This window comes from Legionella genomosp. 1, from assembly GCF_900640215.1.
GTDB classification, from domain to species: domain Bacteria; phylum Pseudomonadota; class Gammaproteobacteria; order Legionellales; family Legionellaceae; genus Legionella_C; species Legionella_C quinlivanii_A.
This window is the reverse complement of the sequence record NZ_CAAAJH010000001.1, coordinates 38,242-59,082: the sequence shown is the minus strand read 5'-3', so window position 1 is coordinate 59,082 and position 20,841 is coordinate 38,242. Positions and strand designations below refer to the sequence as shown.

Here is a 20,841-nt window from a genome sequence, read left to right as displayed (position 1 = left end):
AGTTGCAATTCAGGCTTACTTGGGTAAATATATTTTCTTGGCATGAAAAAGGAGAGTCTTTTGGCCTGTGATTTTTTCTCACTTCCTCATCCAGGAATCAAAACGCTTAATCCCTATGTGCCGGGTAAGTCTATTGAGGAGCTTGCTCGCGAACTAGGGATTGATAATATCATCAAACTAGCCAGTAATGAAAACCCATTGGGTTGCAGCCCGCATGTCCTGGATGTGCTTAAAAAGCTAGGCAGTACGACTATCGCGACTTACCCTAGTCCAGGCATCCATCCATTGAGAAAACAACTGGCGAATCGGCTCGGTGTTGAAGAAGCCATGCTGACCTTGTCCAATGGTTCCGATTTGCTTTTTAATACCGTGATGACTGCATTTGCCCTGCACAGCGGAAAGGAGATTTTAACGCATCAGCACGCCTTTATTTCTTATCAGATTCAGGCTCAAACTCTGGGGATTCCGACCTCTATATGTCCGGCGCTCAATGAGTGGGAAGTCAATATTGATGAATTAATCAAACGCACATCGCTCAATACTGCCCTGATCTTTATTGCGAATCCGAATAATCCTACCGGTTTACTGCTTGATTTGCAGGAAATCGGACGCTTAATGGCTTCAATACCAAGCTCTACCATAGTTGTTCTTGATGAGGCCTATTATGAGTTTGCCTATCCAGCCAGGCAGCCCGGTGCACTTCAATTTTTAAATCAATATCCCAATTTAATTATTACCCGTACGTTTTCGAAAGCCTATGGGCTGGCAGGGCTTCGTCTTGGTTATGCGATAGCCCATCCTGATATTATTCAGTTGCTATTGCGAGTTCAACTACCCTTTGCAGTTAATCAGGTCGCAATGCAGGCAGGCATTGAGGCGCTTGCTGATCAGAACTTCGTTGCAGAAACCTTAAGTGTGAATACGCAGGGTATGGAGCAACTGGCCGCGGGATTTAGTGATTTGGGTTTGTCTTGTCTTCCCTCTGCCTGTAATTTTTTAACCATTGATTGTAAGCAAAATGCATTACCAGTTTACCAATCCCTGCTTCAGCATGGTATCATCGTAAGGCCGCTTGTTCCTTATGCATTACCAAATCATCTAAGAATAAGTATTGGCACAAAAGAACAGAATGCACGCCTGCTTGCTACATTACCGACATGTTTATCAGCCAATAAGGAGACTGTATGACTAATGATTTGCGTCAAAAACACTGTGAGTCCTGTGAAGGAATTGGGCAAACCCTCAATGCGGAACAAATCCTGAATTTACTTTCCCAATTGCATGAACGATGGCAGGTTGTTAATGAGCATCAGGCGATTAAACGTTCTTTTTCTTTCGATAATTTCTATGAAACAATGGCCTTTGTTAATGCCGTTGCCTGGATAGCGAATGTAGAAAACCACCATCCGGATCTTGAGGTCGGTTATAATTATTGCCATATAACCTTTATGACCCATGCATTAAATGGTTTAACTGCCAATGATTTTATCTGTGCCGCCAAAATAGATGGTCTTCTGGCCGAATAACTTGCTTTAACACGCAGCTCCTCTACGCTGGTTCAATGACAACGTTGAGTGAGCATTGTGCAATCTATACGCAATGCTTCTACTCTTAAGCCCCTGTTCCAGCGCTTGAAAAACAAGGAATATCTTCTTCATCCGGTGGAAAAGGCTCGTCTTTCAAGTGCGAATTAAGCGATAAAATCAGTGGTAAGAGTAAAATCAACATCCCTATTCTTTTCATAAAACTCCCTAAATTTATTCAGACAGCGACCGCACTGATTGTATCTAATAAATTAGCCATCGTTGTCATCCCGCAGGCGCAGAAAAGCATTGTTGTACAGATAGAACCAAGCAACTAATCTGTAGTCTTTGCGAACGAAGTGAAGCAATCCAGATCGATCCTTGAACAAACTTAGAAGCTGGATTGCTTCACTAACGCTCGCAAAGACTATTTTTCGCACACCCGTCTTCATTTACGCAACAACCGCGCGCGGAGCTGATGCGCTTTCCTCTTGATTTAATATTGGTGCATCCAGCAAGGCTTCTTTCATCAGCTTGAAAAAGCTTAGTTTTCTTCTAGCAGGCATTTGCTCACTTAAGGATTTCGCTTCCCTTGCTGGTTCAGATGATTTTATCTGCTCGACCTTATTCAGTTGATTTTGTAGCCGACCTTCTCTTCTTTCTGCCGCAATAAGCTTTAACAGCCCTTTATCTCTTGCTCCCGCACTGGATTCTCTTCCGCATAAGGTCTCGGCAAGTCCATGAGCGGCGCAAGGTTTTTTCATAATCAATGTAAAATTATGCTGGTCCAGCTTTTGGGCAGCTTCTAAATACAGGCAGCCCTGCAGGATTGATTTTATGTGACAGGACTCTGTGATGAGGCGTTCGAGATTTTCTGGATTTAATAAACTCTCTTTTTTCTCCGCCGAAGGTGTATCTTTGCTTCCAGATAATTTTTCTAAAAGCCTCGCAAAATAAGGAAGTTCTTTTTTAAATACCCCGAGTTTTGAACTGTACTTCTCGGTCAATAAGTTATTATGCTGGAGCTCTTCAGCAATATTCAACACCGCGCCGCTATGCTCTGGGAAAGCGAACATGGTATCCAAGAGGGACTTTCGCAAGCTTTCTTCACAGCGCAGTGCAAAAAGACCTTCCAGAGCCTTAGGGAGCTCGGCACTGTGTATTCCACTCTTGCAGGCTAATGTCAGATATGGTTGGATATCCCATTTTTCAGTACTGGAAAGCTCAACCATCTTTCGAGTTAAGGCTTCAACATTCACTATTGCCGAACTCTCAATTCCAAACAGGACAGCGGGCTCCAGCTCAAGCTTCGCTTCGCTTAAAATGACTTGCAGATCCAGATATTTTGCAAACAGAACATCGGGAACTGCATTCCTGGAAGCGAAATTATAAAATTTCCTGAGTTCTGAACCATATGCTTCTGTTAATGAGTTATTGCGCTGGAGTTCTTCTGCAATCTTCAACACAGTTCCGCTATACTCTGGATAAGCAAACATGAGATCCAAAAGAGCTTTTTGTGTGCTTTCCTCGCAGCGCAAAGCAAAAAGACCTGCCAAAGCTTTATTTAGCTCGGCACTGTGTTTTCCACTCTTACAAGCTAAAGTCAGGTATGGCTGGATATCCCATTTTTCGCTATTTGAAAGCTCAATCATCTTTTTAATTAAGGCTTCCACATCGACTATTTCCGATCGGTCGATTCCAAATAGAACAGCAGGTTCAACTTCAAGCTTCGCTTCACTCAATAGGATTTGTATTTCCATATATTTTGCGAACAGAACATCAGGAACCGCCTTCTTAAACGCATCATCATAAAATTTCGATAATTTCTCAGGATCAGGGATCGCATTGGCAATTTTTCCTGCTAATAATACAAAAGCGGCAGGACAGGCTTTATTGTTAAGATCAATGAGTTGATCAGCCAATTTAGAGGCCATCTTTGGATGCGTTGCACACAGAGCTGTAACATCTTCGGTTAGTGTCCCTTTTTTTTCCAGTTTGGTAAGGACTGTAAAGTGCCCGAAAGCCAAATTGGCCATTTCCCAAAAAGCAACAAGGCTTTTGTTATAGTCTGCTTTTGGATCAGATAATTTCTTTCCTGACGCTTTCTTTTGAGCAAGGTCGGCCAATTTAACTTCCAGTTCTATCAGCTCGGCTTCATGAGGTTTCAGTTTGGTGAGCAGTAATTCTGCCAGTTTGTATATTTGTTGAGAAGTTAAATCCACATTGTCCTTAATTGAGTTAACAAACTCATTAAGCGCTGCCATCTTTTTTTCGCTCTTGATCAAGTATCTTCCAAAACCCATATTCTGATAATAGTTTTTGGTATATTGTTCCAAATCAGCTTTTTTCATCTGAAGTCCCATCCTAGGTTATTAAGAATTACATACTCCTTCAGCTGTTAAGATCACCCATAGCTATGGGCGATCGTCGAGTTCTTTGCGCTGAGAAGGTAGAAAGTCTTTTCTATCAAGGCCCATCATAACGGCCAGGGCGCCCGCTACATAAATGGAAGAATAAGTACCCACTAAAATACCGATAATCAATGCCAGAGCGAAACCATGAATCGTTTCTCCACCGTAAACAAAAAGAGCAACCACAACGAATAAAGTCAACAAAGAGGTCATGATTGTTCTGGATAATGTCTGATTGATAGAGATATTCATAATTTCCAGGGGGCTTGCGCGACGTATTTTAATAAAGTTTTCGCGAACCCTGTCAAATACGACAATCGTATCATTGAGTGAGTAGCCAATTACAGCCAATAAGCCAGCCAGGGCCTTGAGGTCAAACTCAATGCCAAACAGAGCGAACACACCGAGAATTAACACCGGGTCGTGAATCAGGGCAACCGCTGAGCTCACTGCCAGACGGTATTCAAATCGCATTGCAATATAAATCATGGTCGCTAACAGGGAGACCAAAATCGCCAGTGCACCTTTGGTAGCCAGCTCCTCTCCAACCTGCGGCCCGACAAAATCCACACGCTGTTTGGTGGCTCCAGGTAATTGCGACATGACCTTATCAACCAGCACGGATTGTTCCATATCGGCTCTTGGAGCAATGCTAATCAATACATCTTTGGATGTGCCATAACTGACCACCTGCGCTTCTTTAAATCCTTCTTTATAAAGATTATCGCGGATTTGATTTAAATCCGCCGCTTGCGCATAAGAGACCTCAATTTGCGTTCCACCGGTGAAATCAAGCCCCCATTTCAGACCATTAACAATCAGGGCACCTATAGATATTATAAAAATGAGAGCCGAGAAGATCGCTGTCCATTTCCTGGCTCCCATGAAATCGACATTTGAATTTGGATTAAAAAATTCCATCTCTGCCTCGCCTTAAATACCAATGGATAATTTTTTCACATTACGACCACCATAATACCAATTCACGATAGCACGCGTATAAGTAATACTGGTCAGCATGGAAGTCAAAAGCCCGAGCGATAAAATCACCGCAAAGCCTCGAATAGGCCCGGTGCCAATCGCAAACAGGATGATCCCAACAATCAGAGTTGTCAGGTTGGCATCCATAATTGTTGAAAACGCCCGGTCATAACCGGCATACACAGCAGCCTGTGGCGACATACCGTTTCGCAGTTCTTCCCGGATTCGCTCGTAGATTAATACGTTGGCATCGACAGCCATACCCACTGTCAGTACGAAAGCGGCAATACCCGGCAGGGTCAAAGTGGTACCTATCAATGATAGCAAAGCGCTTAAAAGGATGAGATTCAGAAACAGTGCGATATTGGCTACCAATCCAAAGAAATGGTAGTACACCAGCATCAGTATGAGAATCAATCCCATTCCCACTTCCAGGGAAACCAGGCCGCGTTTAATGTTTTCTTTGCCCAATGAAGGTCCTACAGTACGTTCTTCAACGGGATAAATTACCGCGGGTAAAGCGCCTGCTCTGAGTAAAAGGGCTAAATTACTGGCCTCTTTACTGTCTGTCAGACCAGTGATCTGGAAATTGTTACCCAAGGCATTCTGAATAACCGGCGCGCTGATTACCCTCTCTTCACGGCGGTTAATCCTTTTGACGACACCATCAACTGTCTGAGTGGATGTTTTGGTTTCGACATAAACAATCGCCATGCGTTTGCCAATATTTTCACGGGTAATCTTGGTGAACAGACTTTCGCCGCCACCTCCCAACTGGATCTGCACAGAAGGGCTAGCCGTTTGCTGATCAAAGCTTGAAACCGCAGAAGTAATTGAATCACCGCTTAAAACCACCTGGCGTTTCAGAAGAATGGGCTGCCCATCCATCATATAGAGTTTACTATTAACCGGGATAGCACCAGTTTGCTTGGCGACCTGCGCATCATGCTCCTGATCGACCAAATAGAATTGCAAAGTCGCAGTACCGCCAAGAATTTGTTTGGCTCTGGCTGCATCCTGAATTCCGGGAAGATCTACGGCCACGCGAGTAGCGCCCTGCTGCTGAACTACCGCTTCGCCTACTCCCAATTCATTGACGCGATTTCGCAAAATACCCATTGTCTGTTCAATGGTATTCTGGCGGATGCTGTTCAATTCTGTTGGAGATAAAGCGACGGTTAAACCAAAACCTTCTTTTAATTTGCTAACGACAATTCCTGGTAACTTGTCCTTAATTTCAGCCGCTGCACTCTCCACCACATCAGCAGAACGAAAACGTATGGTAACTCCAGTATCTGGCTGATAGCGTATTCCGTTATAGCGAATGCCGGCTTCACGCAAATTCTGGCCGATATTTTTCATCAGCCCTTCATAACGGCGTGCTATAACGCTATCAACATCCACTTCCAGTAAAAAATGAACCCCGCCTCTTAAATCCAGTCCTTGCTTCATTGGCTCTGCACCAATTTTGCGAAGCCATTCCGGAGTGGCTGCTGCCAGGTTTAAAGCAACAGTATAATCCGAACCAAGACTGCTTTTAATTGCATCGCGAGCCAATAATTGAGTATCGGTTGTTTTAAATCGTAGCTCTATGCTATCTGTACCTATATTCATTGATCTATACGGTAGGTTGGCGTCCTTTAATATAGTTTCAACCTGCTCAGCCAGTTGTTGTTCATCGACGGGCGATTGAGAAGTGATCTGAACCGCAGGATCTTCACTATATAAATTAGGAATGGCATAGATTAGCCCTAGCACCGCCAACACAACTAACGCAATATTTTTCCACAGTGGATATTTATTCTGCATTTCCGTTACCAGTTACCAAACTTATAGAGATTTAATTGTGCCTTTTGGCAAAATTGCATTCACTGCAGCTCGTTGCATCATGATTTCAACGCCATCTGCCAGACTCACCTTGATATATTGCTCATCAAGATTGACGATTTTTCCTACCAGGCCGCCTGCACTAATGATTTCATCACCTTTTTTCAGGTTATTGATTAATTCACGTTGTTCTTTGGCCCGTTTATTCTGTGGACGTATCAGCATAAAATAAAAAAGGACAAAAATAGCAAGAATCATCACCAGAGAAAATGTGCCATCCTGCTGCCCGGTCTGCGTCTGTGCAGCCATCGCATCACTGATAAAAAAACTCATAAGCCTCTCCTCCAATTGACCTCATTTACAAACTCCGGCAGAAAGTGCCAGCAAATTAGCGTGACATCATATAGCGAATTGCTGCTAAGGTAAATGATGGAGACAATAATGGATGTTATGTTCGATCAAAAATCGCTGGCAGAGCAAGGGAGTATGCTGCAGCAAGTGATGGAAATATGCCCGGGTGAGGCCTTGCTGGCAGGCCGAACAGCTGCAATGCTCATCAATTGGCTGATGATCCATGCGCCATATTTCATCCTGCAGATTGAGCACCTCCATCCTTATATAGACCATCCCGGATAAGGCATCAGCAGCAGGTTGATCACTTTCCACAACATGAAGAGGCAAGCCAGCCAACCGCTGAAATTGCTGCCAGCTAAACTGGCCAATGAGATATAATGGCTGCTGGCTGTCCTGCGCCATACTATAAAAACTGTTAAAACATTCTCCAGGTGAATAAGTACGAAGACCAAATACCGGACGGGGAGACGAATTGGAAATTACTTTAATACTGGCAGGTAAATCACTCCATAGAATGTCCAGCGAATCAGCAACTACGGGCAAGACCAGAAAATCGGGATTTAATCTTAAAATCAGTGCTGCCAATTCGGGCAATTCAATTGATATTAATTGACCATCGTAGCGGGAACGAATCTGGCAGCGCCTGTTTTGTATTCGTAGACTACCAAGATTCAAAACGAATTCGCCCAACCAACCGCAATAGGATCTCAAATTAAGACTATTGTCTTCAAAAAAAGCCAATCCGGGTTTCATCAGGAGCTCGTCAAGATAAAAAGAGAGTTGCTCTGCCCCCGCGGACTTCCAGTTTGACATGCTCAGACAATTGCCGGCAGTTGTGGTTACGACAGGTGTAAATTGTCCTGACATTTTAATTCCTCATGCATTCCTACAATAACAAAGTCGCATCGCCATAACTGTAAAACCGATAGCGCCTTGCAATTGCTTCTTCATATAGAGCCATCGTCTGTTCTCGGCCAAGAAACGCTGAAACCAGCATGAGTAAGGTGGACTCCGGCAGGTGAAAATTAGTGATTAACCCGTCGCACACTTTAAATTGATACCCCGGATAAATAAAGATGTCTGTTTCGCCCTTAAAAGCTTTTAAATATCCATCGCGGGCAGCACTTTCCAGAGTACGCATGGCCGTGGTTCCTACAGCAATCACGCGCCCGCCTCGCTGGCGGGTTTCGCTGACCGCTTCGCAGACTGCCTCACTCACCTCAAATTGTTCGCGGTGCATTTTGTGATCGCGAATATCGTCACAACGCACGGGTCTGAATGTTCCAGCCCCGACATGCAGGGTGACATTCATCAGACGAATTCCTTTCTCCTGCAACTGGCTGATTACAAACTCATCAAAATGCAAACCCGCCGTTGGCGCTGCAACAGAGCCCTCATGTTTCGCATAAACGGTCTGATAACGTTCTTCGTCAGCCTGGTTATCTTCACGGTTAATGTAAAGCGGCAGCGGAATATGCCCTACCTCTTGCAATAGACAGTCTAAATCACCCAGCGAACGACAAAGATAAAGATCATCAAGCTTATCCAGGATCTCGACCTGCCAGGCTTTTTCAAGCTGAATAAGCGATCCGTTTTTTGGGGTTTTACTCGCTTTAATATGAGCCAGAAATTGATTATCAGCCATGCGGCGCTCTATTAAAAACTCCACCTTGCCGCCAGTCGATTTTGTTCCAAAAAATCGAGCAGGAATTACCTTGGTATTATTCAGGACTAATAAATCATTGGGCTCTAATAGTTCAGGCAGATTTTTAAACTGCTGATGCTGATAAGCGGCCTGCTTTCGATTGTAATAAAGCAAACGGGAATCACTTCGATTGGCTAGGGGATATTGAGCGATTAACTCCTGGGGTAATTCAAAATAAAAATCCTGCTTTTTCATTATACAACCTGAGAACTATATTGCCTGCATTATATCAATAAACAGACAGTATTATAAAGGCTAATTGCAGGCCAGGCACCTGTAAAATTGCTTTTTTCCCCAGCCCTGATTATTAATCGATATTCCAGCATTTTTTTTCAAGGTAAGTGTGTTAATATCTTACAAATTTTTGGTGTTTTGTAAAACTATGCTAAGTTTGCGTCAGATTTCACTATCGCGTGGCAATAAAGTCCTCATTGAGGATAGCTCAATCAGCTTGTTTGAAAAACAGAAGGTTGGCTTTATTGGCCATAATGGCTGTGGAAAATCCACTCTCTTCGCCTTAATTCTGGGACAACTTCAAGCTGATCAGGGCGATTGTATAATCAGTAATAATCTGCGGATCAGTCATCTTTCCCAACAGCTGCCTGATACGGATGAATCAGCACTGCAATTTGTCCTAAGCGGTGATGTTGATTATATGAACCTGTTGGAAAAGTTGCAGAGGGCAGAGCAAGAAGACAATCACGAAGAAGTTTTAAGCTGTCATGAATCGCTGACTCAAACAGGCGGCTACAGCAAACCGGCGCTGGCGGCCAGTATTATGAATGGTCTGGGTTTTAGCGCTGACGAGCAGTCAAAACCAGTAAACAGTTTTTCCGGTGGTTGGCGCATGCGCCTCAGTCTGGCGCGCTGTTTGATGAAACCTGCTGATTTGTTACTTCTTGATGAGCCCACGAACCATCTGGATATGGAGGCCATTTTCTGGCTTGAGCGCTGGTTGAAGCAGACACCAGGCAGTATTTTATTAATTTCCCATGATCGTGAATTTCTCGATGCGCTGAGTACGCATATTCTTCATATCGAACAGCGTAAAATGACACTATATACGGGAAATTACAGCAGCTTCGAGAAAACACGGGCTCTGCAACTCAGCCTTTTGCAGCAAATGTACGAAAAGCAGCAACAGAAAATAAATCACATGATGGCTTTTGTGAACCGATTCAAAGCCAAAGCCACCAAAGCAAAACAGGCGCAAAGCAGGCTTAACGCGATTTCAAAAATGGAGGTTATCGCACAAGCCCATGCCGACTCGCCTTTTTCTTTTAATTTTCTGCCAAGCCCTCGCGCCGGAAATCCTTTAATTCATTGCGAACAGGTGACTGCGGGCTATGACATTAACCAGCCTATTCTAAAAAAATTCAATCTGATACTAAATCCTGGTGATCGCATTGCACTGATTGGTCCTAATGGGCAGGGTAAATCGACGCTGATTAAAACATTAACAGGAACTATTGCCCCACTGAGCGGTCAGATTAATCGCTCTGCGCATCTGAAAATCGGCTATTATGCCCAGCATCAACTTGAAGATCTTGATATTCGTCTCTCCCCTTTGGAAACTATTCAACAGCTTTCTCCAGAAGTTCGCGAACAGGCGATTCGCGATTACTTAGGTGGATTTAATTTCATAGGTGATATGGCAACGAATCCGATTACCCACTTTTCGGGTGGTGAAAAAGCAAGACTGGCTTTGGCCAAGCTGGTTTGGCAAAAGCCCAACTTATTGCTCCTGGATGAGCCGACAAACCATTTGGATCTTGGCATGCGAACAGCCATTGAAATTGCCCTGCAAAGTTATGAAGGAGCTTTAATACTGATTTCGCACGACCGTCATCTATTAAAAACGACCGTGAATGATTTTTATCTCGTTTATCAGCAAAAACTCCGTGTTTTCCAGGGAGACCTAGAGGATTACCATAATTGGCTGCTTAATCCCGAACCGTTAAAATCAAATACTGCCGATATCTCGGGAAATCATCAGTATCGGGAACGAAAATCCCTGCAAAATCGTCTGAAAAAACTGGAACAGTATATTGATGATTATCATGAACAGATGAAAGCACTTGAACTGGAGTTGGGTGACTCATCACTTTATGACGCCACTCAGCAAGAAAAGCTGCAACAGCTTCTGAAGAAGCAGGAGAAAGCTTCCAATGAATTAAAAAAAGCTGAAGAAGAATGGCTTGAGGTATCTGAACTCCTCGAGCAATTTTAGGCTTCTGATATCCCCTTTTGCAATAATGCAGGACTGAAGTGGAGAGAATATGAAAGGCAAAGTGCTTTTATCAGGTAAACTTCATTCACTGGCAACACCCCGCTCCGAAGAACAGTTGAAGGGTGCCATTCTGGCTATTCATGGCGATAATAAGCGATTTGAATTCGCCGAATTTGAAAAGACCAGGCTTGCCTTATTTCATACCCTGCACAATATTGCGCCGCTCGCCCCTGTAGTCAGCGATCTGAAACAATATCTCAAAAGAATAAAAGAGCTCTATGCTCTTCTCTTTGATAATAATGGTTCAAATACCAAGTTTCTGCAGGTTAAGCCTTCCAGCAGCAACTTTCTTGCTAAAAAAAGTCAATCCGAGCGCTCGTTTGCATCCGATATTAAATCTCTGTTACACCCTTTTCCTTCCAAAACCAAGATACCCATTCTGGTAACTCAGCCGGGAAAAGAAGATCTCTCCAGGTTAATTGAAATAATCAGGATCCATCTCCTCCCGCTTCTGGTTTCGCCCAGCCACCTGGCATTGATCCAGGAGGTTGAGATCAAAAAACAACTGCAATTTAAGGAACAAGCTGCGGATAAAGGCAAAGCAACTATTCATCACCCTTGTGTGATGATGTGTACTATTCTGGACCGTCTTATTTTATCTCTGGGTGCCTATTGCTCGAATTTAGCACCCATATCACCCCGCTCAAAACCAGGGGCAAGACGGTCGCAGGAAGAATGTATACCGCTTCTTTTCAGCCTGCTGCAACGACTGGCAAAGTTTTATAATTCTCCGCAGTCAAATGAATTTTCAGCCACAATCAATGGATTGGAAATACCTGCCCGAAGTATCCCCCAGGATACAGCCTATCGTCTTTTGGGTATTGATGCCAATGGCCGAGGACAACCCTGGATATTCACTAACGCGACACACTTTGTCGTACGTTTGGGCGAGGTGTATTTCAAAACAGATCGTCCGGTTCCTCCTTTGGGATTTGGCAGAGAAGCTTTAATTCAAAGGATTTTCCATTCCTTCTTCCCCCAGGAGGCACCCTCATTTCTAACTCCTTCGACACTCCTGCGGCTTGAAAATGTGTTTATTCAGCAAAATGCAAACGGCCAGTCTGAAATACTTCCTCCACGCTATATACAGGCGAGCTATGCGGTAGAGGGTATTTCCTTAACGCACTGGCTCTTAATCAAGGAAATCACCGATGTATTAAGAGCTCGGCACGGTATTGATATTTTAAAGAAGGCCATGTATCACTGGATTACAGGTGCCTATATACGCGAAACAAAAATCACTGAGCTATTTGAACGATTAATTGATAATCAGCGTAATATGGCCCCTGAGGAGAGAATTTTACAATTTAAAAAGCTTCAGGGGCGCGAAAAGCTGGAGTCATTGCAAAGTTTATTATCTGATCTTCCCGATACAATTAAAAATTTATCAGAACGGCTGATAAAAGACGAAGGAGAAGCGACTGTAATCAAAGCTTATTCTTTTATCCTTAAATGGCCGACACTAACCGCGGGGCGCAGCCTTGATGAAATTGTTCGATGGGTATCTCTTCTCGCCAGATTGCCTGAGTTATTTTTGGATATAGACGACAAACAATTATCTGCATTAAAAAGCAATCCGCAGGAATTAAAATATAAAATATCACAAATAGAGCAACAGTTATTCGGTCTTTGGAATTCACTTGATTTACAAAGCGCTTTGGCACTGGCAGCCGGCAGCCTTATTCTAGGTGCCGAAGATGGCAAAGCAGATAACTATCAGGTGTGTCTGCACCGCGATAATAAAGGCCAATTAATTAACTGGTCTATTGTATTCATTGATATTGGCGCACAGATGCTGGAACGCGGAGTGGTCGCTGAAAAATCCACCACTACTTTGCAGGGCAATGTTAACTCGACTATCAAACATCGTGCAGGGATTAAATCCATTCTGTTTATGATTCCACCGATACAGTCAGCTATTGTCAGTAAATTAGTTTTTAAAGACACAGCAGAAAATCTGTTTCTGGAAGCCATGGTTACAGCCAGGGAGGCCAATAGGGTCTGCACAAATTTTATTAATCAGCAACTCTATACAGAAAGCGGGGAATTAATCACTGACCAAATGATCCCTTTCCGTTTTACCGCAGAAGATCTTCCTTCCATTTATGAAGGCTTAAAAACTCTCATTCACTTTATCAAGTTCTATCCCCATGAAAGTTTTGAAAAGTTCTTTTATTTCTTTGATCCCTTGCTGGCCACCTATTATTCAAAGATATATAAGGAAAACAGCCTAAGTCCTCTGCGGGCCTATTATCAAATGTATACCATGTGCATGGAAGACATTATTCCTGCCAGCGAAACGTTACTAAATACAAATCCGGATTTTGTCAATGGCAATGAGGTAGAGAGCAATAGTTCCAGCTTCTTTACCCGGCGGCGCAAAAACTCGACAACCACTGCGCCCCGTCTCATCAAACAGCCAAGCGGCTCCAAGCTGGAGGCAAATACCACTCATAGCACACCGTCTCTGATACAGCAGTCGAACAGCTCTGCATCGCCAAAAACACTTGGTCAATTAATGACTTCAGAGCAAAGCTCTCGTATTGATGATCCCAAAAGTTTGACTTTGGATGAGGCCTTCAGAGTGGTGATTAAATTATTTCCCTGGCGAGAAGTGATGCAAGACCGAAAGACTCTTACTTACTGGCTTGGTATGATTGAAAAGATTCTTCCCGAGCCTATGAATCTTGAGAATATTGTTGGCAATCCTGAACTTGCAGTAAAAATAGCGAAAGAAATACATAAGGAAAATGATGTGAGCTTTTCCCAGGGGCCCTCTGTTTAGTTAAACGAATTGCTTATACATTTCAAACCTGTCATTTCTGCGCAGTGGTTGCATTAATGGAGATGGCTGAACAAAAAACCGTCTTTGCGAGCATTGGCGAAGCAATCCATCTCCTTTCTTTGTTCAAGTTTCGATCTGGATTGCTTCACTTTGTTCGCAAAGACGAAAGATGGGTGATGTACTCACTATTTGGTTCCTAATAAGCAATTCATGAGAATATCAGCCAAAGCGCTACTCAAGCCTTTTCCGCTTTTATAAGCGCTAGAAACTGCTTGGCTGCTTCCTGCTCTGCTTTCCGCCGGCTTGGGCCAAAACCTTCAGTATGTATTTTATAACCTTTAACTACACAGGATACATAGAAAAGCTGCTCATGCTCTTCGCCCTTTATATGCAGCAAATTATATTCTGGCAAAGATTGCCTGCTTGCTTGCAGAAACTCCTGCAACTGAGTTTTTGCATCCTTAAGATTATCCTGTAATTCACTTGAATCAAGACGGCTGGCGAATAACTTAAGAATTAACTGCTTGCTGGCCTCGATGCCACTGTCCAGATACACTGCGGCGATGATCGCTTCTAATGCATCGGCAAGAATAGACGCTCTTCGGAATCCGCCGCTTTTGAGTTCACCCTGACCGAGAATTAAAAAATCACCCAGCTCAAGCTCTACTGCAATTTCTGCCAGCATGTCACCCTTTACCAGATAGGCGCGCAGCCGGCTAAGCTGGCCTTCACTTTGCTGCGGGAATTTATCAAAAAGCGCATCAGCGATTACAAAACTGAGAATAGAGTCACCAAGGAACTCAAAACGCTCATTATTAGTCTCATTGCTCACGCTGCAATGAGTTAAAGCTTGTTTAAGTAAGGCGGGTTTGGCAAATTGATAGCCAAGCCGCCTGCACAATCGTTCTAAATCAATGCGAACCAACTTTTACCTCTTCTGATTCTTCAAAATCAAACATTAAACTGACATTGGCAATTAAAGGTTTGATAACCGTATATTTAAGTTTAACCAGATAATTCCCATTACTGGGGGTAATGCTTATTTGTTCTGGTTTGATAAATCCAATGCTTTCCAAATCCAGCTGATTAACAAGCCTTGTTTTCAATACACTGACATTGGCCATAGAATCTGAACTAAATTGCGAGGGATCCAAATTATTTAATGAAGCCAGTGACCGTTTTATTTCGTAATTTTGTATGTAGACTGGCACCACACGCATAACTAATATCCCCAGGAATACAATAATTACAACGGTTAATAGTAAACCAATAAGCGTCATTCCTTTCTGATTGTACATGTCTATCCTTAGTCTATGAAAATTACTAATGGGATTAAGGGTTCCAGTTCGTGGAGCACTGCCATTAATCTGCAATTACCTGTAGGTTGGGCCCTTGGCCCAACATTGAGTTCTGGATTGGTGGTGAAACCCCTTGTTGGGCCAAGGGCCCAACCTACAATAATTCCTTAACCTAATGCATATTATAATTCTAATTGACAAATCGTCCTATTTTAGACCATCTCAAACTGTCTGTTTTGCCATTCCAGCTCATCCACACCAAAAAGGCTTTGCCACGCAAATACTCATCAGACACAAATCCCCAGAAACGACTATCGGCGCTGTCATCCCGATTGTCGCCCATCATGAAATATTGTCCTGCGGGAACGGTTACTTCAAAATCAGTAGCCGCCACATCAGGGCGAACAAATATATCGTGGCTTACACCATTCAGGTTTTCCTGGTATTTCGCTACAGCTTTTCCTGAACTCTCATCAGTAGTGTATTCAACAAAGGATTGTTTCATTACCTTGCCGTTTATCGTTAACACTTTGTTATGGTAGCTAATTGTATCGCCCGGAACACCAATCACGCGCTTGATGTAGTCAAAACCAGGATTGGGTGGCCAGCGAAAAACAGCAATTTCACCGGTTTTCGGATTTGAAACAGGGATGACTTTCTTTTCCCACACGGGTATACGAAGCCCATAAGCAAACTTGTTCACGGCAAGAAAGTCGCCCACCAGTAACGTGGGCTCCAAAGAACCGGAGGGAATGCGAAATGGCTCGACTAAAAATGAGCGCAGTAACAGAACAATAAAAAAAACAGGAAAAAAAGAGCGGGAATACTCAATTATCTTATTGGGCTTTTCTCCCGCTGAGCGCTTTTTTTGCCAAAACAAAACATCCAGCAAATAAATCAAGCCACTGATGAGAGAAAGTACAACCAGCAACAATGCAAAATTCATAGTTCAGTTCCTGCGAGATAGCTACATTTAAGGAATTATTTTTTCCTGTCCGTTTGAAATACTGCCATGAATGCTTCCTGGGGAATTTCCACATGACCGACCTGTTTCATACGCTTTTTACCTGCCTTTTGCTTTTCCAGCAGCTTGCGCTTACGAGACACGTCCCCACCATAACATTTAGCAGTCACATTCTTTCTCAACGCCTTGACTGTCTGGCGGGCAATAATATGATTACCCAGAGCAGCCTGAATTGCCACATCAAACATTTGTCTTGGAATCAACTCCCGCATTTTTTCAGCCAGGGCTTTTCCACGGCTGTAAGCAGCACTGCGATGCACAATAACTGCCAGGGCATCCACCCGCTCGCCATTAATCATAACATCCATTTTAACCAGGTCCGCCGGCTCGAATCTGAGAAAATTATAATCCAGCGACGCATAACCACGGCTAACTGACTTCAAGCGGTCAAAAAAGTCGGAAACTACTTCACTCATCGGTATGTCATAAGTTACAGAAACCTGACGGCCGCTATACATCATGGTAACCTGAACACCGCGGCGCTCGACACAAAGTGTTATCACCTGCCCCAGATAATCCTGAGGAACCAGAATGTTTGCTCTGACGATGGGTTCATACATCTGCTTGAGCTGGGGAGAAGCTGGCAACTGTGATGGGTTATCAATCATCACCGTTTCACCCTTGGTTGTTTCTACCTTATAAACCACGGTCGGGGCTGTGGAAATTAAATCGAGATTATATTCACGCTCCAGACGCTCCTGAATAATCTCCATATGAAGCATGCCCAGAAACCCACAACGAAATCCAAAGCCAAGCGCTTCAGATGACTCAGGTTCATAAAAGAGAGATGCATCATTAAGACTCAGCTTGGCGAGTGCTTCGCGAAAGGCCTCAAAATCATCGGCACTGATCGGGAAAAGCCCTGCATAAACCTGCGGCTTCACGCGCTGGAAACCAGGCAAAGGTTCTATCGCCGCATTCTTTTCCAAAGTTAAGGTATCCCCTACAGGCGCGCCTTGGATTTCTTTAATTCCAGCGACTACATAACCTACTTCACCAGCCTGCAGCACATCCACCTTGGTGCGTTTAGGTGTGAAAATACCCACCTGATCAACTTCATAGCTGCGGCCGGTTGACATGATTTTCAGCTTATCGCCCTTGCGTAAGCTTCCATTGACGATTCGCACCAAAGACACCACGCCAAGATAACTGTCAAACCAGGAGTCAATGATCAAGGCCTGCAGAGGCGCATCGATCTCGCCAGTGGGAGGCGGTATATGATTGACAAGCGCTTCCAAAACTTCTTCAACGCCCAGTCCGCTTTTGGCACTGGCATGGATGGCATGATGAGCTTCCAGACCAATAATATCTTCAATTTCAGCAATGACACGTTCCGGCTCAGCCTGAGGCAAGTCGATTTTATTCAAAACCGGCAAAACTTCGAGTTCCTGATCAATAGCGGTATAACAGACGGCAACCGTCTGAGCCTCAACACCCTGTGCGGCATCGACCACCAGGATTGCGCCCTCACAGGCAGCCAGGGATCGCGATACCTCATAACTGAAGTCGACATGGCCCGGCGTGTCAATAAAATTAAGAAGATAGGTTTTGCCGTCACGCGCCTTGTAATTCAGGGATACGCTCTGCGCCTTGATAGTAATGCCGCGCTCACGCTCGATATCCATCGAGTCAAGCACCTGCTCTGCCATTTCACGGTCGCTAAGTCCGCCGCAAATTTGAATGAATCGATCAGCCAGGGTTGATTTACCATGATCGATGTGGGCAATAATTGAGAAATTACGAATTCGGGATAGGTCGCTCAACTCTAAAAACCTGTTGCTAAAAGCGCTTATTCTAGCTTAATAATCACTGAGCAGAAAGCTTTTAATGTAATGACCTGTAAAAACTATCTTGTCTAAGTCTGGCAAGCACCTGAGATAACCGCACCAGTCCTCTTCACAATAGTCGTTTACTTGACTACAATGGGTCATTTTGTTCAACCGACAGGACATCCGATGCGACGACTCATTGCAATTGGTTTTGCTTTTTTCACCATTCTTTATTCTTCTTTCGGTCTCGCCGACGCCAGTTTCACTCAGAGAAAAGACGTCAAAGCGTTTATTGATACGATGGTAAAAAAACATAATTTTGACAAAATTGAATTACTCGCGGTAATGAGTGATGTCAAACTGCAGCCTCAGATTATTGAATCAATGGAAAAACCTTATGAGAAGAAAACATGGGATGTATATAAGCAATTGTTTTTAACACCACAGCGTGTTGAAGGCGGTATTGATTTCTGGAGAAAAAACCAGAAAGCCTTGAGTAAGGCTGAGGCAAAATATCATGTGCCGGCCAATATTATCGTTGCAATAATCGGTATTGAGACTTTATACGGTAAAAATCAGGGCAATTACCGCGTTCTCGATGCGCTTTCAACCTTAGCCTTTGATTATCCAAAACGCTCTGAGTTTTTTACCAAAGAGCTTGGCGAATATCTGCTGCTTTGCCGTGAACACCACGTTTCCCCTACCCAATACATGGGCTCTTATGCCGGTGCGATGGGTAAACCACAGTTTATGCCCAGCAGCTACCGTTATTACGCCGCAGACTTCACTGGCAACCCTAAAAAGGATCTGATGAATGATGATGATGCTGTAATTGCCAGCGTTGCCAATTATTTTCACAAACATGGATGGACCTTTAATCAGGGAATCGCTCAGCCGGCCCAAATTACCGGTTCAGCCTACAAACGCATTAATACCTCCTATAAAACAGCTGCATATAAAACCAGTCAATTACGGGCAGCAGGAATTAAGCCGGTAACCGCTTCCTTCCATGTGCCTAAAAAAGCAGGGCTGATTGAGCTGATTACCCAGGAAGGTCCTGAATACTGGTTAGCTTATCCAAATTTTTATGTGATAACCCGGTATAATAGCAGCCCACAGTATGCGCTGGCCGTTTATTTGTTAGCCCAGCAATTGAAAAATCAGTGGGCTGAGGCAAATGTTTCCAAACAATATGCCTACGCATAAAGCTAATTCAGTAGAAGGATTTACATTTGGCAACCTGTTTTGTTTTTATCAAGTCTCTGAGTGACGACAGCTTCTTATCAGTAAGCCTGGATCAGAACCAACAGGTTGTTCAGCCTTTAGCAAAACGAAAGGCTGAAGAACTCAGACAGATTCAAATCAATCATCGTACCTGCATTGTGGTTTCTGGCGAACACTTTGCCTTTCACCGCCTTGAATTGCCCTGGCTGGGAGAAAAAAAAGCCCGTATTGCTATCCCCTACGCACTTGAAGACAAGTTCGCAGAAAATGTGGACGAACTTCATTTCGCGTTTAATCGCCAATATTACCAACAGGGTCATTATCTTGTAGCAGCCTGCAAAAAAGAGTTTTTGCAGCAACTGCTTCTACTTCTCAAAGACAATGACATTCACCTGGATATTCTTACTGTCGATTGGTTCGCTCTCGAGAATAAAGAGATTTGTGTCGCAGAAGATAGTTTGCTTATTCATGATGAGACATTCTGCGGAGTATTAAACCCGCCGCTTACTGATTTATTCCTGAAAAAAGCAAGCCCGGAACATCGGCTCTTTGTTTTTAAGGAAAGCATGGCGCTTCCAGAGCATTTAGTGGCCCAAGTAATTCATGAAGAGAATTTATATCTCTGGCTGGCAAAACGTCTTCTGGTTGGTCATCCTATGAATATGGCACAGGGTCAATTTCTGGCAAGCAGCGAAACTGCGGGAAAGAAACGCTGGATAGTCGCAGCTGTTGCGATGGCCGCTTTGTGGTTGGTTAGCAATCTTTCGAGCACAATATGGCAAAATTATCGGCTCAATCAGCAAATAGAAGAAACGGACAAGCAAATTGCCGTCATTTACAAGCAGTTTTTCCCTCAGGCGCAACAGGTTATCAGCCCGAGATTTCGTATTGAGCAATTGTTAAAAACGAAAGGGAATGACAGCGAGAACCCCTTCTGGGTATTGCTAAATCAACTCTCGAAAACACTGGATACAAGCGATGTGACTGTTGAACAACTTCGTTATCAGAATCATGTTTTGCAGGTGACTGTGATTGGTAAGGATTTCGCAAGCGTTGAAAAAGTTGAGAATCAGTTACAAAAACTGAATGTCAAAGTAAAGCAAACGCAGGCATCAACCAGAGAGCAGCAAGTCGCGAGTACCCTGGAGCTTAGCTTATGATGAATTTCTGGCAAAACTTAAGTGAACGGGATCGTCTGACTCTAAGTATTGGTCTTGTGTTCACCGTTGCCTACCTTTTTTATTTACTGATTTATTCCCCACTTAATACCGCTGTAGTCAGTAAAACCAATCAATTAGAGGATAAACAGAAAACACTTGTGTGGATGAAGCAAATTAATCAGCGTCCTCGTAACAGTAAAGAACCGGAAATGATTAATAACGGGCGATTACTGTCGATCATCTCAACGCAATTAAGTAATACCCCTTTCAAAACATTCGCTTATCAACTGCAGCAAACAGGTCCCGGGGATATTCAGATTAGTTATGATAAAGTGCCTTACACACAATTTTTACAATGGTTATGGCAATTGAATACCGATTATGCGGTCATCTTAAAGCAACTTTCGATAGATAAAACAGAAACAGCAGGCGTGGTGAAGCTGACAATCACTCTTTCAGCAAAATAGATTGCTACGGAAATTTTCTTTAC

General features: G+C 43.6%; 18 protein-coding genes. 7 read left to right on the top strand and 11 right to left on the bottom strand.

Annotation, left to right across the window (positions count from 1 at the left end; all coding sequences use genetic code 11):
* Positions 1–60: 60 nt before the first annotated feature.
* On the top strand, positions 61–1,188 hold the full coding sequence (gene hisC, locus E1O89_RS00275; protein WP_133138431.1) for a histidinol-phosphate transaminase: 1,128 nt from the start codon (positions 61–63) through the stop codon (positions 1,186–1,188).
* The gene (locus E1O89_RS00270; RefSeq protein WP_058508863.1) at positions 1,185–1,526 is read left to right on the top strand and encodes a 4a-hydroxytetrahydrobiopterin dehydratase; all 342 of its coding nucleotides are present in this window, start codon (positions 1,185–1,187) and stop codon (positions 1,524–1,526) included. The genes hisC and E1O89_RS00270 overlap by 4 nt, the downstream gene beginning before the upstream one ends.
* Positions 1,527–1,611: 85 nt before the next feature.
* On the opposite strand, the gene E1O89_RS15575 is transcribed toward E1O89_RS00270, so the two are convergent.
* The 7 genes from E1O89_RS15575 to queA all read right to left on the bottom strand — a co-directional run bounded on the left by E1O89_RS15575 (position 1,612) and on the right by queA (position 8,996).
* The gene (locus E1O89_RS15575; protein ID WP_262337348.1) at positions 1,612–1,743 is read right to left on the bottom strand and encodes a hypothetical protein; all 132 of its coding nucleotides are present in this window, start codon (positions 1,741–1,743) and stop codon (positions 1,612–1,614) included.
* Between the two features lie 232 nt (positions 1,744–1,975).
* Positions 1,976–3,874, bottom strand: coding sequence for a hypothetical protein (locus E1O89_RS00265; protein WP_133138430.1), 1,899 nt, complete (start codon positions 3,872–3,874; stop codon positions 1,976–1,978).
* Between the two features lie 63 nt (positions 3,875–3,937).
* Positions 3,938–4,855, bottom strand: coding sequence for a protein translocase subunit SecF (gene secF / locus E1O89_RS00260; protein ID WP_112219034.1), 918 nt, complete (start codon positions 4,853–4,855; stop codon positions 3,938–3,940).
* A gap of 12 nt (positions 4,856–4,867) precedes the next feature.
* On the bottom strand, positions 4,868–6,724 hold the full coding sequence (gene secD / locus E1O89_RS00255) for a protein translocase subunit SecD (protein ID WP_133138429.1): 1,857 nt from the start codon (positions 6,722–6,724) through the stop codon (positions 4,868–4,870).
* A gap of 21 nt (positions 6,725–6,745) precedes the next feature.
* On the bottom strand, positions 6,746–7,075 hold the full coding sequence (gene yajC, locus E1O89_RS00250) for a preprotein translocase subunit YajC (protein WP_112219036.1): 330 nt from the start codon (positions 7,073–7,075) through the stop codon (positions 6,746–6,748).
* A gap of 84 nt (positions 7,076–7,159) precedes the next feature.
* A complete protein-coding gene (locus E1O89_RS00245; RefSeq protein ID WP_133138428.1) occupies positions 7,160–7,963 on the bottom strand; it encodes a tRNA-guanine transglycosylase in 804 nt (267 codons plus the stop codon).
* A 19-nt stretch (positions 7,964–7,982) separates the two neighbouring features.
* Positions 7,983–8,996: a tRNA preQ1(34) S-adenosylmethionine ribosyltransferase-isomerase QueA gene (gene queA, locus E1O89_RS00240; RefSeq protein WP_133138427.1), complete on the bottom strand. Its 1,014-nt coding sequence runs from the start codon at positions 8,994–8,996 to the stop codon at positions 7,983–7,985.
* A 187-nt stretch (positions 8,997–9,183) separates the two neighbouring features.
* Between queA and E1O89_RS00235 the strand changes: the two genes are divergently transcribed.
* Together E1O89_RS00235 and E1O89_RS00230 are read left to right on the top strand one after the other, a co-directional pair.
* Positions 9,184–11,031 (top strand): ABC-F family ATP-binding cassette domain-containing protein, encoded by a 1,848-nt coding sequence (locus E1O89_RS00235; protein WP_133138426.1) that lies wholly within the window; start codon positions 9,184–9,186, stop codon positions 11,029–11,031.
* A 49-nt stretch (positions 11,032–11,080) separates the two neighbouring features.
* The gene (locus E1O89_RS00230; protein WP_133138425.1) at positions 11,081–13,876 is read left to right on the top strand and encodes a hypothetical protein; all 2,796 of its coding nucleotides are present in this window, start codon (positions 11,081–11,083) and stop codon (positions 13,874–13,876) included.
* A 235-nt stretch (positions 13,877–14,111) separates the two neighbouring features.
* Here E1O89_RS00230 and rnc read toward each other — a convergent pair whose 3' ends face one another.
* The 4 genes from rnc to lepA form a co-directional block, all read right to left on the bottom strand.
* Complete coding sequence (gene rnc, locus E1O89_RS00225; RefSeq protein ID WP_133138424.1) at positions 14,112–14,801, bottom strand: ribonuclease III; 690 nt, start codon at positions 14,799–14,801, stop codon at positions 14,112–14,114.
* On the bottom strand, positions 14,788–15,174 hold the full coding sequence (locus E1O89_RS00220; protein WP_112219042.1) for a DUF4845 domain-containing protein: 387 nt from the start codon (positions 15,172–15,174) through the stop codon (positions 14,788–14,790). The genes rnc and E1O89_RS00220 overlap by 14 nt, the downstream gene beginning before the upstream one ends.
* 190 nt (positions 15,175–15,364) lie before the next feature.
* Positions 15,365–16,120 carry a signal peptidase I gene (gene lepB, locus E1O89_RS00215; RefSeq protein WP_112219043.1) on the bottom strand — a complete coding sequence of 252 codons (756 nt, stop codon included), beginning with the start codon at positions 16,118–16,120 and terminating at the stop codon, positions 15,365–15,367.
* A gap of 35 nt (positions 16,121–16,155) precedes the next feature.
* Positions 16,156–17,961, bottom strand: a complete 1,806-nt coding sequence (gene lepA / locus E1O89_RS00210) for a translation elongation factor 4 (RefSeq protein WP_133138423.1) — start codon at positions 17,959–17,961, stop codon at positions 16,156–16,158.
* 192 nt (positions 17,962–18,153) lie between these two features.
* Between lepA and mltB the strand changes: the two genes are divergently transcribed.
* The 3 genes from mltB to gspM are packed head-to-tail and all read left to right on the top strand — an operon-like array spanning position 18,154 to position 20,818.
* Positions 18,154–19,173, top strand: a complete 1,020-nt coding sequence (gene mltB, locus E1O89_RS00205) for a lytic murein transglycosylase B (protein ID WP_133138422.1) — start codon at positions 18,154–18,156, stop codon at positions 19,171–19,173.
* A gap of 26 nt (positions 19,174–19,199) precedes the next feature.
* On the top strand, positions 19,200–20,351 hold the full coding sequence (gspL, locus tag E1O89_RS00200) for a type II secretion system protein GspL (RefSeq protein ID WP_133138421.1): 1,152 nt from the start codon (positions 19,200–19,202) through the stop codon (positions 20,349–20,351).
* A complete protein-coding gene (gspM, locus tag E1O89_RS00195) occupies positions 20,348–20,818 on the top strand; it encodes a type II secretion system protein GspM (protein ID WP_112219046.1) in 471 nt (156 codons plus the stop codon). Before gspL ends, gspM begins: the two co-directional genes overlap by 4 nt.
* The last annotated feature ends 23 nt before the right edge of the window (positions 20,819–20,841 follow it).